The following is a 14,549-nucleotide window of genomic DNA, read 5'->3' on the forward strand; positions in this document are numbered from 1 at the left end:
GGAGTATAACATGATTCGTATGGCATTAAGATCATTCAACATACAAATGTATTGTTTGCTAGGCGTAATGTTATTGGGATGGCTTGTGACACCTTTTTCAGCACAGTTCGTAGGGATAAGCATTGGCCTTTTAGTAAGTATGTACTGCGCCTGGATTTTAGGAAGGCGTATTGAAAAGTTCGGAGATAGCATTGTAAAAAAAGAAAAAGCACCGATGCTTGGAATGATAAATCGGTTCGCAGCCGCAATACTCGGCGCGATTATTATGTATGAAATTGAACACCATGAATTCATGTGGACATTCGCTGCTGGAATTATGAGTGGGTATTTCTTGGTTATTATTAATTTGGGGTATTACAGTATGAGGGATGAGAAGGGATAAAGTGAAACCTAAGTTTAAGCATACTGTTGCCTAACAACGAATAGCGGATTAGTAATTAGAGTAATAATAAAATCTAACATAAAATTTAAGAAAAATTTTATATTTCCCCCACTTTTTATTTTAAAAGTTTTTTCTATCCTATAAACAAGTTACATCAAGGAGGAGACTGAAAATGAATAAGTGGGGATTTTTTTATTTTTAATATATTCCCTATATTCGAAGACAAAGTAGAAGATTAAACATATGAACAAAGTACTGGTTCTTAAACTATATTCTAAAATAATAGATGAAAATGTAAAGTTAGGGGATTCCACATGCATACAGAAGTTTTAATGAGTTATTTGTATACTTATTTTTTTACAATTATGTTTTGTATTTTATTTCAAATTGGATTTTATTTTAAAGCGAAAAGAAACATATCTATTCGGCATTTTCTATGGGTATATGTTTTTCTGTTCTACCTTTCGTTAGTGTATAAGGTGACGCAGATTGCAACTGTATGGGATATAAGTAGATATGAAACGTGGATTCGTGTAAGTCAAATCAACTTGACTCTATTTGATACGGCAGGTAGTACTACGTATCTTTTGAACATCGTACTGTTTATGCCGTTCGGTTTTTTATTACCGATGATTTGGCCGTATTTTAGAAAAATAAAAAATACGGTATGTGCAGGATTCTTTTTTTCATTGGCAATTGAGTTAAATCAATTGTTAAATAATAGAATTACAGATATTGATGATTTATTTACGAACACCCTCGGGGCGATTATTGGGTATTTATTATATAGAGCTTTAAAAATGATATTTAAAAGAGAGGGGGAAAAGCTTGATACCAGCTCTTCTCTAGTTATAAAATACGAGGCTATTTTTTGTTTAGTATGTTCATTTGTAGGAGCGATGTTAATTTATCATCCAGCTTTATTTGGAAGACCTGTCATCATTCAGTGAGGCAATTACGAATTTCTTTTGAATGCTCGAGTGATATTTCAATTTGCAAAAAGCCTTTAACTTGTTATAGTTAAAGGCTTTTATCATCATAATTTTTACTTACCAATTACCCACTCTAACATCCGCCTTCAACCACTTCACCCAATCCAAATCCTCTACCTTAAGCAAACTAAGCGAAACACCCTTCATATCTAAAGAAGTTAACAGTGTACCAACCTTTACGAATGTCACTTGCAATCCTTCAAGTTCACACAAACGGCGAATGTCGTTTGCGAAAATGTATTGTTCCATTAATGGAGTTGCGCCGAGTCCGTTAATGAGGATAGCGAAGTTGTCTCCTTTTCTCCAGCGATAAATGCTTTTTAGTTTGTTCATTAGTTCGATCGCTAATATTTCAGAAGAGGATAGTGCTTCTTTACGGTAACCTTTTTCTCCGTGAATGCCGACGCCATAAAACACTTCATCGTCATTTAATGTGAATGAAGCTTTTCCTTTTACTGGATCGTTGACAGGGGAAAGAGCAACTCCTAATGTGTGTAAGTTTTTAGTGATAGAGCGGCCAAGTGTTGTTAGTTCTTCTAGAGAATGGCCTTCAAGAGCGGCCGCACCAAGTATTTTTTGAACGAAAACAGTACCAGCGACGCCGCGTCTTCTTTTATTAAAAGAAGCATCATCTTCAATTGAAACGTCGTCATTTACGATGATGTGGTCAATTTTTCTTCCTTCTTCTTTAGCGATCTGCTTTGCCGCAAGAAAGTTCTCAACGTCATCTTTAAAGTTTTTAATAATGAATAGTATACTTTTATCTTTTGGCATAAGGCGAGTTGCCGCCGCAATTTGTTCCACTGTAGGCGGAGTGAAGATGCTTCCGTTTACTGCCGCTGTAAGCATACCTTTTCCTACATAGCCAATATCAGCAGGTTCATGTCCGCTACCACCGCCACTTATAATAGCGACGTCTTGCTTCATTTTTTCGATATCTTTTACATAAATGATGTTATTCGTTTCATCGTAATTTACTTTGTCGTTATGTTCAAAATAAAAGCCGTGCAGCATATCTTGAACGATATTTTGTACATCATTCATAATCTTTTTCATTGCTTTTGCCACCCTTTAATTACTTTGCTGATTGCTCCAGTAATAGTAGTAATTGATTGTTTATCATATTTTTCATAAGAGAAGACATAATGGAAGGATCTACTTCGCACTTACTTTCAATCCAATCTTTTATCGTTCCAACGAAGCCGTGACTATAAAAGGAGGCAATCGTATTTTTTGTCTCATCAGAAAGGCTGAATCCACAGCTCACAGATAGTTCATCGATAATCTTCATATATAAGTTTTTCGTATGCTCAAATAAATAGTGATTAAACGAGTTTTGCTCAATGACTTTAAAAGCATTTCGGTAAAATTTTTGATTTTCATAAAAGTAATCAAATAATAAATCGAAAATGTTTTCCCACGTTTCATAATCGAGAAAGTCGATAATGTTTTCCTTCGTTTCTTCTCTATAAATCCAGCTTAATAGTTCAAATTTATCTTTAAAATGATAATAAAAAGTTTGCCTACGCATTTGACAGTGTAACATAATATCGCTCACTGATATTTTATGAAACGACTCTGTTTCCATTAAATACTTCAATGAGTTCGCGATTATCTTTTTAGAAATTATAGAAGAGGTCATCTGAATCATCCCTAGAATGTTATTAATATGAAAATCCTATCTATAAATGAGAGCGGTGTCTTTAGACAGATTGTCCATTTTGTCCGTTTACTATAAAACGCTTTCATTTTAACATGGTTAGTAAGAAGAAGATTTCAAATATATCACAATATATTAAAGGAATTGAGGGAGAACTACAATGAAAAAGATTATAAACAAACCAGAAACATTAGTAATGGAAATGTGCAACGGAATGGTTATGGCTCATCCAGAGCTTGAGCTTTTGAAAAAATATAAAGTGATTAAGAAGAAAGAAATGAACGAAAATAAAGTAACGTTAATTAGTGGAGGCGGTAGTGGTCACGAGCCGGCACATGCAGGATTAGTCGGAAAAGGAATGTTAGATGCGGCAGTGTGCGGAGATGTGTTTGCGTCACCTTCACAAATTCAGGTATACCAAGCGATTAAAGAGACAGCTAGTAAAAAAGGTACGTTATTAATTATTAAAAATTATAGCGGCGATATTATGAATTTCAAAAACGGTGCGCATTTAGCGAAGGAAGATGGAATTGAAGTCGACTACGTAAAGGTGGACGATGATATTGCGGTAGAAGATAGCCTGTACACAGTAGGACGCCGCGGCGTTGCGGGCGTTATTTTAGTTCATAAAATTGCCGGCGCAGCAGCGGAAGCAGGTATGGATTTAGGAGCGGTGAAAGCTGTAGCAGAAAAAGCAGCGGCTAACGTGCGCACAATCGGTTTAGCATTAACGTCTTGTACAGTTCCAGCGAGTGGATCACCTACTTTCACACTTGCGGAAGATGAAATGGAATACGGTGTAGGTATTCACGGCGAACCAGGAATTAAGCGTGAAAAAATGCTGTCAGCAGATGAACTAGCGAACCGTATGACAAATGACCTTGTAAAAGATTTAGGAGTAAAAGATGGCGAGGAAATCGCAATTCTAGTTAACGGTTTTGGCGGAACACCACTGCAAGAACTTTACTTATTTAACAACGCAGTTACGAGAGAACTAGCTGCAAGAAACATTAAAATTAATAGAGTATTCGTCGGTAACTATATGACAAGTATTGATATGGCTGGTATGTCTTTAACGGTAATGAAGTTAGATGAAGAGCTAAAAACATTACTATCAAAAGAATGTAATACACCAGCGTTTAAAGTAGACGGTCCAGTTGAAAGTGTAGAGTACGTAAATGTACTTGAAGAGACAGAAGAGAAGGAAGTTTCATTTGAACTAGAAACTGCGGAAGAGCACGCTGTTATTAAAGATAATGTTATTACATTAAACAACATGATTTATCTCGTTGATAAAATGAGCGATATTATTATTAAAAATGAAGTACCGTTCTGTGAGCTAGATACGCATGCTGGTGATGGCGACTTCGGAATGAGTGTGGCAAAAGGATTTAAGCAATTAAAACGTGAGTGGCACTCTATTGTAGAACAAGAAAACGTAACGATCGGATCATTCCTTGACGGCTGTTCGATGATTATTATGGAACATTGCGGCGGCGCATCTGGTCCAATTTGGGGCGGTGCATTCCGCGCAGCTAGTAAAGCAGCAGCCGAGAAGCGTGAGTTAACAGTGAAAGAATTCGCTGAAATGCTGCAAGCAGCATTGCAAGGCATCCAATCGATCGGTGAAAGATCATTCGGCAGAGGAGCAGTAGTTGGTGACAAAACACTTGTTGACGCACTTGCTCCATGTGTAGACTCTTGGTTAGATAGCGCCTCAAACGAAGTAGACGTAAAAACTGCCTTTGAAAAAGGAGCAGAAGCAGCGGTCAAAGGAGCAGAGTACACGAAAGAAATCGTAGCTCGCATGGGCCGCGCTGGTACAGTTGGCGAAAGAAGCTTAGGATATCCAGATGCAGGTGCACATGCACTTGGGGTTATCTTTACGGAGATTGCAGGTAGTTTGAAATAGTAATTGGAAAGTCCCTCTGCTTTAAGGTGGAGGGGTTTTTCTGTAGTTTTCGAGAATAATAGTATGTGTCTTTTTGTATTACCAAAAACGACCGATTTTGGTGATACAGAAGGACATAAATCTCGTTTTTTATCGGACTTCTTTTTACTGTACTTTTATTTTCTTTATGAGTTATTAGAAAAATAATTGTCTATATAAGTCTTTATTTTTTCAAAATCCTTTTCCATAAATAAAATTGCTGGTACTTCAATTATTGGAAGATTATTTTCATTATCAAAAGGTGGACACGGTTTGGGAACTACCAAATAGTCAACTGAGCTTTTATCCCTAATATAATTAATTGAAACATCATAATGTTTGGAAAAATATTCCTTCAAATCATCCTGATTCCTTAAAAATGGTAGAGAAAATATTGAACCATAATTTATACCAGCGTCGACAATTAATACAAAGCATATTTTTTTCATGATACACCCTCCTCGTATAATAAGTTTTAAGTTAATAATTGTTCCTTGAAAATTAAATAGTTTTTATATTCAAGAGCTACATCAAAAAAATGATGTATGGGTAAAATTTAGTCTTGGATACTGGTGATTCCTAGATAATGGAAGTATAGAAGTAAAAAGATATGGTTATAATTTAAGTCTTCGACACGATATAACATATCCCCTGTAAAAATTTTGTAAAATAGCCTGTGAAAAACTGGATTTTCACTTGTAAATAACAGAAATAGGAGATGGAGAGAATGTTATTTACTTTGGATGAAATTATGACGACGAGGGAAGCATGTGATCGTTGGGAGATTACGCTGGATAATCTACACATGAAATTAAATAGATTAAAAAATAGTGATGTGTTGAATGGATTAATTAAAGAAGGAAAAGCAAAATATTATAAGCCAGAAGGAAAAAAAGAGGGGAATGGATATTTACAATAGAAGAGATTAATAAGGTGCAGCAAGTAAAATTATTAGAAATGGAACAAAGATTAGGTGATCGCATTGATCAAAGAAATAAATTAATTGAAAATGATATAAAAGATCGTAAGGAACGTGAAGAAAGAATAGAAAAAAGGCTAGAATTAAGAGATGATAACTTTATGGAAATGGTAAGAGAAATCCAAGATGCAAAACGTACTATCGTATTGGCTCAACAAGAAATAGCGGCAGCTAAAAAGAAGTCCTGGTAGAAGTTTTGGAAATGAGTATCATTTTTAAATTAATACAAGTAAAAGAGACCTTATATGGTCTCTTTTTTTTAGGGTATTTTACTGTTTTCGCTCAAATGGATTGTCTTATACATCTAAGTTGTTTCTACATAAATATCTGTAATCTCACCTATTACTATATCTTTAAAAAAATTTCCAACAGAACCAATAAACCGTTATAAAAAGTATTTAAAATAATAACAAATAGGTATAATAATTCCCACTATAGAAAATACAATACTTCCTAAATTAAATGCAGAAAGTTTCGCACGATGAACTTGAATTTCACCTAAATCTACCCCTCCACTAAAATGCTTATCCATAACTTTAGCGACGTTTTGTTGTTGATTAACAAAATAAGGTATTAGCCATATACAGCAGAACAAAATAATACTACCAAAAAAGAGTGTGTCAATAATTGAAGCTTTCCAATTTAATGAAGTAATGACTATGAGAACAAATTCTCCCACCATAACAATTATCATAGTTACTACATATCTGGTTTTTTCAGAAACGTTTTTAAATACAGTCTCGTCCATAATTTTTTCTATTTTAGTCCATATTACACTGATTAACACGATTAGGCTAATTAAGAAAATAGTAAATAAAGCTTTAACTAAAAGGTACTCAAACACTATCGACACCACCTAGTAATTTCTAAATTAGAATATAAAGTTGATTTTTTTAACTCTATCAAAAGATTAAATTCAATAATCTATTAACTAGCTTATCGAAAAATTTATTGATTTAAAGATACAACACTATATGTATTAGTTATATGGGATAAGATCTCCCAAAATTCCTTTTCTAATATATATATCTTCTAATCGTTGTTGGACTTCAATTGTCTAAATATTTTATTTAGCAATTTATATTAGTTAATAATTAGAATTTTTAGAATTAAAATTCCGTGATATTGTTAAGAAAATAATTATTATTATGATATTTCGATGTAATTGCTGCTAATGCTTTATCTTCAGGGGGAAATATAAGGTTTTCGTTACCATAATACTAATAACAACCTAACAAATTGAATAGTTACCAGAAAATACTAAATTTTGTCCCTCAGCAATTTACAGTATAATACACTTTTAGAAAAAATGGAATATTTAAATATTTTTTATTAATAATAATACGAATCGTCAGAATACTTATAATTATTGTATGGATTAAAGATAACTCATCTGTGGTGATCTTTATTCATTTTTTCTAGAGTTTATATTAACTTAGAAAACTTTGTAACAGAATCATATATAAGAGCAAATATGATACAAGCAATATCATAAGTTTTTTATTTTTTTACAGTAACCATTTCTCAGCTAATCTCCACTATTGATTCGCAATATTCTGTTATTTTTTTATCAATTTACAATTGCAGGTTGAACTATTATATAATATACAGAATAATGGTAATATTCAGGTGAATAGAAGTGTTTGAGGAGGACGTAGTGATATGAGCACAAATATTTTAATGCATGAAGCAGTTATGCAACAACTTAATGATTTTTATCAAATGATGTTGTCGCAGCAAATTATAAAAGCAATTGAATTAAAGAAAGAAATAGATGAAAAAATTGAACAGATTAAACATGCAGAAGAAAAAGAAAATCAAAATTTATTATTATATTATTCTTTACTAGACCTAAAATATAGAATGCTAACTGATCGAGTGAGTATTCGAAAAGATAGTTTTGAAGCAATTGATACAATTGATGAATCGACAGATACACTCACAGCTTATTACTATCATTCTTTTAAAGCAGAACATGCTTTAATGTTTAGTAACTATAATGAAGCCAGAAGGCAATATGAAGAAGCTGAGAGTTTATTAGAACATATTTCTGACGAACTAGAGCATGCAGAGTTTTATCAAAAATATGCGGTGTTAAATCATCATATGTCTAGTATGTTAATATCTATTGAATACGCAAATAAAGCGAAAGAAATCTTTGAAAGGCATGCTGGATATGAGGTGAAAGTTGCTTCTTGTGAAAACACACTAGGGACAGCTTGTATATTCTTAAAGCAATTTGAAAAAGCGGAAGAACATTTGAATCGTTCCATTGACCTGTTGCAAAAACATAATGTAGAAAAATTAATTTTAGTAGTAAGGCATAATTTAGGATTATTATATGCAACTCAAAACTTATCTACATTAGCGATTCGTCATTTATCAGAAGTGACAGAGAAGAATCCTGTCCATTTTAAAGCATTGTTCTTACAAGCACGTGAACACTACAAGCTAAGAGAAACAATTATTGCAAAAGAACTTATTGAAAAAGGATTAGCAGTTTGTATAGAATTAGGAAATGAAGAGTATGTATATCATTTCAATATTTTACGTTCTCTTAATGAAGATGAAGCAATTGAACTCTTAGAAGAAGAAGTGAAAAAAGGTATTTCTTACTTTGAAACGCAGGATTTATGGGATTTCGTAGAAGAATATGCAGAAGTATTAGCAGTTCGCTTCCGCAAATTGAATAAGCATGAAAAAGTTAGTGATTATTTCGATGTATGTTACGAAGCGAAACAAAAATTACTAAGCAAAGGGGCGTTAAAATAATGAAGAAGCTTGTATTAGCGACGTTAGGATTAGTGATAGCATTATCATTTAGTAACAATACAGGTGATACACAACATGCTCTAAAAAAGGAAGAAATTATACAATATTCACATGCTGATCATTTTTAATATCTCATTAACAAAGGGACTCCAATTATGGAGTCCCTTTGTTAATGGGATATTGCTTTAGTTTATCTAATTGTAATAATGCTTGTAAAAAGTGTAGATATTTTCTAAATTTGCAGAGGTAATTATTTGTTAATCTTTTAAAACATTGGCTTAGTAATACCGAGGGTTATTATAGATATATTAATCATGTAATTTGTCCATATCAAAATGAACGTTTTTTGCATTTAATATATTGTAAATATATTTTATTTTGGAAGGATGTGATTATATGGCTCATAAATCTACTGGAGTGTTTCGAGTTCCAGTCTCTGAAAATGGGATTATTCCAACTGCTCTCAACATTATGTTAAACAATGATTCACGTTGCCATACTAGTAATGTAACGGTAACTGTTAAGAGAAGTCGAAACACTTTTTTTCCAACTCAAAATGAATTAGTTGAAATCTCTCGTACTTTTGTTTCTTTAGAACCAAACAGAACAACTAAGATTGTGTTATTTACTCCAGAATTCCAAGTAGAAGATTTCCTTGATGTCATCATTAGTGGAAATAGAGAGGATGTTAAGGATGTTCTTGTATATTCTTTCTTAGCAGATTCAGTAGGTCATAATCTGCCATCTACTGTTTTCAGAAATGCAGAATACACTTTTGCTTGCTGACACAGTGATGATGTATTCTTTACTGTCGTATATCTGAATTGAAATGTTGCAAACAGCACTTCAAGGCATATAATCTATCGGTGAAAGATCATTCGGCAGAGGAGCGGTAGTTGGTGAAAGAAGTTTAGGATATTCAGATGCAGGTGCACATGCGCTTGGGGTACCTTTACGGAGATTTCGGGTAGTTTGAAATAGAAATTAGAAGATCCCTTCTACCTTAAGGTGGAGGGGGTTTTTAATATTATTTTTTGATATATATTGCTAAATATGTTCCCATAATTCATTCTATTGTATTGAGAATAATGTCATCTACATCAAAAAACGGTTTATAAAAGGAACTAGTATTTGAAGAAGTTCCACCTCAAACATACTCCTATGCATATAAGTATGTTTGAGGTGGATTTATTAAAGAATTTTATATATAGCATGAATGAAAATGAGATAAATAAAACAATGCTTCTCAGTATGTTCTTAAGAATTAATTGAGCAGGTCCTTGTAAAAATAAAGAAAAGACACCAAAAGGTGCCTTTCGCCGACTTAAATTAATTTTAATATTATCGATCTAAGTTTAAAAGCTATAAGAATTTTTTCTGTAGGATTTGTAAGTAGTTTTTACGAAATTATGAGTGTTTTTTATTTTGTAATTCAATAAGTTCATCTGGTAGCATTTTTGTATAATATTCTTTTTCTGTTAGTTCAAATATAAATAATGCTTTTTTCCAGTTATAAATAACATCTTCTACATTATGTTGTTTCATTTTTAATAAACACTGACCTTTTAAATAGAATAGTTCACCTAGTAAGTATAAAGTATTTAGATTAATTGCTAATTTGATACCCTTATCAATATACTTTATTGCCTCTTCATGTTGATATGTGAAGTCGAAACATTTTGCTAAATTTAACATGAGTTTTAATTTAATTTCTTTATCTCTAGGAAAATCTAATTTATTAAAATTAGTTAAACATCTTTTGAATATATTAATACTTTTTTCATATTCTTTATTTTCTGCATAAAATATAGCCATTGTTTGCATAATATCTATTTCTCTTTCTGATAAAAAATCAGAATTAGTTAAAGTCAGTTTTAATGCATTATTTAAAAAATCTAAAGCAGTTTTTATTGATTTATCCACCATAAATATAGCAATTGCTTCATGCCACATTAGAAATTGTTTCTCATCTTTTGTTTGAAAATTATTTAAGTTTTTCTCTTTTTTTACTATTTCATAAAGTTCTTTATATTGTTTTTGCTTTAAGCAATCTTTTATTACGTATTTTACGTTTTCTACATATTTTAATCTTTTGTTTTGAGTTAGTGCAAATATGTTATTCGGATCAATACCAAGTCTTTCTGATAATTGATATAACAATATACTAGATGGATAAATCATACCTTTTTCAATCTTGCTAATTTGACTTTGTGAACATATTCCATGACATAATTCGGATTGTGATATATTTTTTTTAATTCTAAGTTCTTTAATGGTAATACCCAAATCGTTAAATTCCATTTTGCCACCTACTATTTAGCACTTTATTAATATAAGAACATTCTCTAACCTTAATGTAATGTAAAATTAATATAGTTGCAATTATTGTTTTAAAGGGCTTATCGTTTCTATAAGATGGTGAGATTTTTTTATGTACAAAAAAGACACCCTAAGGTGCCTTACGCCGACTTGGACCACATTCGTTTAATATAAACCTATCTGTATTTTCACATGCTTCTCTAATTCCTCTATTTTCCATTTGATAAAATAAAATCCTAATATTACTAATAATTAAATAAATATTTCTGCATATTCAAGATATTTACATAAATTACAAAAGTGATACATTTAAGTTGTAATCTATAAAAACTATTAAAGGGGGATTTATTATGTTCAAGAAATTAGTAGTAGGAGCGTTAGCAACAGGTATTGCATTAACAGGAGGAATGGGTGCAGCTTCAGCTGATACACAAAAAGCTGTGAGCTCTCCGAAGCAAGCAGCCTGCTCCATTCCTTATGAGTATTCTAATGGTAAATTCAAAAGAACTCTTTATTACTCAAATGGAGTATATGCTAATAGTTTTAATGAAAATGTTTGTGGCGGGACGATTACGTGGTATTTAAAACATGTTCAACATGGAGTTGCTTTTTACGAAGGTAATTTAAAATAGTAGATTTTTTGAACCTCATTTATTGAGGTTCTTTTATTTTTAGTTTTTAAACTGATTCTCTATAAAAAAGACACCCTAAGGTGCCTTTTTGCGATTTGATCCATTGTAATATGGTATTGAATGTCAGTCCGATTATTATTTTACTATGTTAAGTAGTTTCGATTATTGAGAAAAAATACAACTCATTGTTTGAATGCAAAAAAGCCCTAGGGGGACTAGGACTTTTTGCTAGAATGAATAAGATTTAAAAAAGGACTTATATAACGTAACATATGAATGTTTCGTAAATGTATCAAAAAAATGAACAAAATAGTTATTTTAAATAAAAAAAGCTCCGCGATAAAAGCTGCGGAGCTTCATAAGGTCGAGTTATGTCGTACTCACAAGGGATTTTAACATGAATGTTGTGGTAAAAATACCGGTAAATTTATCCTATAACCCCCCCGCTGATTAGAGTTTCACTTCATTCGAAGGAATTTATGTTTTATAAATTAGATTATGATAGTTGATATTTTCCATATTGACCAGAAAAGAACTAAAAATTCTAGTGAAATTCCAAGTGTTCGTTTCCTAGTTTTTTGAAATTCTTTTATTAAATAGCCAACAGCACTAATTGCTATAAGAATGAAAAGAATAAGTTCGAGTGTAACTGGCATTTTATCTACTCCTAATACATTAATTTGTTATATAAAGATTATAAGATATTTTTGTGATTAGTAGTGAAAAATTCAATAGAATTATCTCTAAATGGAGTAAATGTTTCAACGGACCAATCAAATGTCAATACAACAAGTGTTATACAATATACGCATGGAGAGCCGTGGGGCTGAAGAAATATTGAAGTATAAAGAGTTGTTAGATCGAAGGATGATTACCGAAGAAGAGTTCTAAGTGAAGAAAAAGTAACTAATAAGTATATAGATGAAACGCTCAGATGAGCGTTTTTTTATTTATATATTCGCAAGTAAAATAACATAATATCACTATGAATCCTTATAACAATATGAATTTTTGCATATTTTTAAATTCAATATATCCCTCAAAAACTTTTAATTGTATAATATATTTTGTCATATTTTTAGATTTTTCGACATAAACCAACAAAAATAGAGAACGTATTGGGAGAAGACATTATGTATACAAAACTATTAAAATCAATTACATCATTATCACTGATTGGTGGTGCGTTGTTATATACAAATGGCAGTGGTGTGAAGGCTGCTGAAGTGGGTGTTTTTTCTGATGTGCCGACATCACATTGGTCATATCCTGCGATTAAAGATTTAGCGAGTAAAAATATTATTTCCGGTTATGGGAATGGGATATTTGGTTTTGGAGATGTTGCGACAAGGGAGCAAGTTGCGGCTTTAATTTATCGAGTGTTAGTACCGAATAAACAAGGCGGTTCGTTTAGTAATGATGGAACTCGTTACGTATTAAAGGATGGGTCTACGTTTAAAAATCCTTACGGTGATATTAATCAAAGTTCTACAATGTTTCCAGAAGAGGTATTAACTTTAACGAATTTAGGAGTTTTTAAAGGTGATGAAAATGGCCAATTTAGACCGAAAGCTTCTGTGAGTCGTGCGGAAATGGCACAAATTCTTACAAATGCTTTCCATCTTGCGGCAAAACAAAAACATACCTTTAAGGATGTTCCAAATCCATTTTGGGCAGAAAACGCAATTAGTGCAGTGCAGTCAAATGGAATCGCAGATGGCACAGGGAACGGGAATTTTGAACCGTATGGCACAGTAACACGTGAACAGTATGCGCAGTTTTTATATAAAACTTTAAAATATAAAAATGCCGATGTGAAAGATACAGGAGATGCTGCATTATTAACAGCGTTTAAAGAGGAAGTACAAAAGCGTATTAATACATACGAGACAAATATTACACTTCCATATAAAACGAAAAACAATAATACAAACGAAGTGATGAATACACTTTTTAACGCATATAAAGAAGTTGCAAGTAAAAATGAGTATACAAATAATAATAGATCGAATGTTTCATATGGACTTTCTGGATCACCTGGAAATTATACATTTACGCTTAAGATTACATATCGTGAAACGAAAGAACAGACGGAATATGTCATGAAACAAGCGAAAGCAATCGTTTCTTCTATTACTCAAGTTGGAATGGATGATCACGAAAAAGTGAAGGCGATTCATGATTACGTAGTAAAACATGTTTCTTATGATACGTCTTATAAAGCTTACACAGCATATGAAGCACTTGTAAATCGTTCTGCGGTTTGCCAAGGTTACGCACTATTAACGTATCAATTATTAAAAGAAGCAGGAATTGAAAATCATTTCGTGACAGGAACTGGGGACGGACAACCTCATGCTTGGAATTTAGTGAAAATCGAAAACAAATGGTATCATCTTGATACAACATTTGATGATCCGGTTCCAGATGAGCAGGGCCGCGTAACGTATTCGTATTTCAATTTATCAGATGAACAAATCGCAAGAAATCATGAGTGGAACCGCGGAGACTACCCGCAAGCTACAACGAATTATTATAGTACACTGACAAACAAAATTGCGGCAGGTAGTACGAAAACGCCTGCATATCAACAAATATTAAAAGATACAAAGTTAAACTATTTAGGAAATGAATATATCGCAAATAACTATACCGAATTAAAAAATAAAATGCAGCAACGCTATAGTGCAAAACCAGAGAAAATTGAAGTGCTATACAAGCAATCAATGAATGGTGCACTGCAAGATGTGAAAAAGGCAATTGGTGAAATCGATTATCCGCAAGGGGCAAATCGAGTTTCTTATAAAGCGGAGCCTTACAATGCGAAAGAAGGGTATTCTTTAGTAACAATTACGTTTACGTATTAAGAATGAGAAAAAGCAT

Annotated in this window: 13 protein-coding genes and 4 pseudogenes; 11 read left to right on the forward strand and 6 right to left on the reverse strand. The window is 32.3% G+C overall.

The window, feature by feature from the left end:
* Nucleotides 1-10 precede the first annotated feature (10 nt).
* Together BC_RS04905 and BC_RS04910 are read left to right on the forward strand one after the other, a co-directional pair.
* Complete coding sequence (locus BC_RS04905) at nucleotides 11-382, forward strand: ATP synthase subunit I (RefSeq protein ID WP_000620610.1); 372 nt, start codon at nucleotides 11-13, stop codon at nucleotides 380-382.
* 314 nt (nucleotides 383-696) lie between these two features.
* The gene (locus BC_RS04910; RefSeq protein WP_000556719.1) at nucleotides 697-1,332 is read left to right on the forward strand and encodes a VanZ family protein; all 636 of its coding nucleotides are present in this window, start codon (nucleotides 697-699) and stop codon (nucleotides 1,330-1,332) included.
* A gap of 99 nt (nucleotides 1,333-1,431) precedes the next feature.
* Here BC_RS04910 and dhaQ read toward each other — a convergent pair whose 3' ends face one another.
* Both dhaQ and dhaS read right to left on the reverse strand, forming a co-directional pair.
* Nucleotides 1,432-2,430 (reverse strand): DhaKLM operon coactivator DhaQ, encoded by a 999-nt coding sequence (dhaQ, locus tag BC_RS04915; RefSeq protein ID WP_000723364.1) that lies wholly within the window; start codon nucleotides 2,428-2,430, stop codon nucleotides 1,432-1,434.
* A 19-nt stretch (nucleotides 2,431-2,449) separates the two neighbouring features.
* On the reverse strand, nucleotides 2,450-3,016 hold the full coding sequence (gene dhaS / locus BC_RS04920) for a dihydroxyacetone kinase transcriptional activator DhaS (protein WP_000204220.1): 567 nt from the start codon (nucleotides 3,014-3,016) through the stop codon (nucleotides 2,450-2,452).
* Nucleotides 3,017-3,194: 178 nt separating this feature from the next.
* Here dhaS and dhaK point away from each other — a divergent pair, with 178 nt between their 5' ends.
* Entirely contained in the window at nucleotides 3,195-4,946 is a 1,752-nt protein-coding gene (gene dhaK / locus BC_RS04925; protein ID WP_000720705.1) for a dihydroxyacetone kinase subunit DhaK, read from the forward strand.
* A gap of 164 nt (nucleotides 4,947-5,110) precedes the next feature.
* Here dhaK and BC_RS04930 read toward each other — a convergent pair whose 3' ends face one another.
* Nucleotides 5,111-5,413: a hypothetical protein gene (locus BC_RS04930; protein ID WP_000717610.1), complete on the reverse strand. Its 303-nt coding sequence runs from the start codon at nucleotides 5,411-5,413 to the stop codon at nucleotides 5,111-5,113.
* Nucleotides 5,414-5,691: 278 nt separating this feature from the next.
* Between BC_RS04930 and BC_RS04935 the strand changes: the two are divergent.
* Both BC_RS04935 and BC_RS04940 read left to right on the forward strand, forming a co-directional pair.
* A pseudogene (locus tag BC_RS04935) lies at nucleotides 5,692-5,894 on the forward strand (hypothetical protein); the annotation flags it as partial.
* Nucleotides 5,880-6,134, forward strand: a pseudogene (locus tag BC_RS04940) (DUF3967 domain-containing protein); the annotation flags it as partial. The pseudogenes BC_RS04935 and BC_RS04940, both read left to right, overlap by 15 nt.
* 194 nt (nucleotides 6,135-6,328) lie before the next feature.
* On the opposite strand, the gene BC_RS04945 reads toward BC_RS04940, so the two are convergent.
* Together BC_RS04945 and BC_RS28380 are read right to left on the reverse strand one after the other, a co-directional pair.
* The gene (locus BC_RS04945; RefSeq protein WP_000464477.1) at nucleotides 6,329-6,787 is read right to left on the reverse strand and encodes a hypothetical protein; all 459 of its coding nucleotides are present in this window, start codon (nucleotides 6,785-6,787) and stop codon (nucleotides 6,329-6,331) included.
* Between the two features lie 104 nt (nucleotides 6,788-6,891).
* A pseudogene (locus BC_RS28380) lies at nucleotides 6,892-6,997 on the reverse strand (BtrH N-terminal domain-containing protein); the annotation flags it as partial.
* Nucleotides 6,998-7,605: 608 nt separating this feature from the next.
* On the opposite strand from BC_RS28380, the gene BC_RS04950 reads away from it, so the two are divergent.
* From BC_RS04950 to BC_RS28385, 4 genes and pseudogenes are all read left to right on the forward strand, one after another.
* Complete coding sequence (locus BC_RS04950; protein ID WP_000106147.1) at nucleotides 7,606-8,715, forward strand: tetratricopeptide repeat protein; 1,110 nt, start codon at nucleotides 7,606-7,608, stop codon at nucleotides 8,713-8,715.
* Nucleotides 8,715-8,843 carry a hypothetical protein gene (locus BC_RS28170; protein ID WP_000737557.1) on the forward strand — a complete coding sequence of 43 codons (129 nt, stop codon included), beginning with the start codon at nucleotides 8,715-8,717 and terminating at the stop codon, nucleotides 8,841-8,843. Before BC_RS04950 ends, BC_RS28170 begins: the two co-directional genes overlap by 1 nt.
* Before the next feature lie 268 nt (nucleotides 8,844-9,111).
* The gene (locus tag BC_RS04955) at nucleotides 9,112-9,501 is read left to right on the forward strand and encodes a hypothetical protein (protein WP_000940664.1); all 390 of its coding nucleotides are present in this window, start codon (nucleotides 9,112-9,114) and stop codon (nucleotides 9,499-9,501) included.
* Between the two features lie 94 nt (nucleotides 9,502-9,595).
* Nucleotides 9,596-9,696 (forward strand): annotated as a pseudogene (locus BC_RS28385) (DAK2 domain-containing protein); the annotation flags it as partial.
* A 426-nt stretch (nucleotides 9,697-10,122) separates the two neighbouring features.
* On the opposite strand, the gene BC_RS04960 reads toward BC_RS28385, so the two are convergent.
* Entirely contained in the window at nucleotides 10,123-11,016 is an 894-nt protein-coding gene (locus BC_RS04960; RefSeq protein ID WP_000395468.1) for a helix-turn-helix domain-containing protein, read from the reverse strand.
* A 368-nt stretch (nucleotides 11,017-11,384) separates the two neighbouring features.
* On the opposite strand from BC_RS04960, the gene BC_RS04965 reads away from it, so the two are divergent.
* Both BC_RS04965 and BC_RS04970 read left to right on the forward strand, forming a co-directional pair.
* A complete protein-coding gene (locus BC_RS04965) occupies nucleotides 11,385-11,666 on the forward strand; it encodes a hypothetical protein (RefSeq protein ID WP_000473820.1) in 282 nt (93 codons plus the stop codon).
* 1,133 nt (nucleotides 11,667-12,799) lie between these two features.
* Entirely contained in the window at nucleotides 12,800-14,533 is a 1,734-nt protein-coding gene (locus BC_RS04970) for an S-layer homology domain-containing protein (RefSeq protein ID WP_000288216.1), read from the forward strand.
* The last annotated feature ends 16 nt before the right edge of the window (nucleotides 14,534-14,549 follow it).

The organism is Bacillus cereus ATCC 14579, from assembly GCF_000007825.1.
Taxonomy (GTDB): domain Bacteria; phylum Bacillota; class Bacilli; order Bacillales; family Bacillaceae_G; genus Bacillus_A; species Bacillus_A cereus.

Coding starts and splice junctions, on each gene's coding strand:
- BC_RS04905 (WP_000620610.1), top strand. CDS start 11: ATGATTCGTATGGCATTAAGATCATTCAACATACAAATGTATTGTTTG.
- BC_RS04910 (WP_000556719.1), top strand. CDS start 697: ATGCATACAGAAGTTTTAATGAGTTATTTGTATACTTATTTTTTTACA.
- dhaQ (WP_000723364.1), bottom strand. CDS start 2,430: ATGAAAAAGATTATGAATGATGTACAAAATATCGTTCAAGATATGCTG.
- dhaS (WP_000204220.1), bottom strand. CDS start 3,016: ATGACCTCTTCTATAATTTCTAAAAAGATAATCGCGAACTCATTGAAG.
- dhaK (WP_000720705.1), top strand. CDS start 3,195: ATGAAAAAGATTATAAACAAACCAGAAACATTAGTAATGGAAATGTGC.
- BC_RS04930 (WP_000717610.1), bottom strand. CDS start 5,413: ATGAAAAAAATATGCTTTGTATTAATTGTCGACGCTGGTATAAATTAT.
- BC_RS04950 (WP_000106147.1), top strand. CDS start 7,606: ATGAGCACAAATATTTTAATGCATGAAGCAGTTATGCAACAACTTAAT.
- BC_RS28170 (WP_000737557.1), top strand. CDS start 8,715: ATGAAGAAGCTTGTATTAGCGACGTTAGGATTAGTGATAGCATTATCA.
- BC_RS04955 (WP_000940664.1), top strand. CDS start 9,112: ATGGCTCATAAATCTACTGGAGTGTTTCGAGTTCCAGTCTCTGAAAAT.
- BC_RS04960 (WP_000395468.1), bottom strand. CDS start 11,016: ATGGAATTTAACGATTTGGGTATTACCATTAAAGAACTTAGAATTAAA.
- BC_RS04965 (WP_000473820.1), top strand. CDS start 11,385: ATGTTCAAGAAATTAGTAGTAGGAGCGTTAGCAACAGGTATTGCATTA.
- BC_RS04970 (WP_000288216.1), top strand. CDS start 12,800: ATGTATACAAAACTATTAAAATCAATTACATCATTATCACTGATTGGT.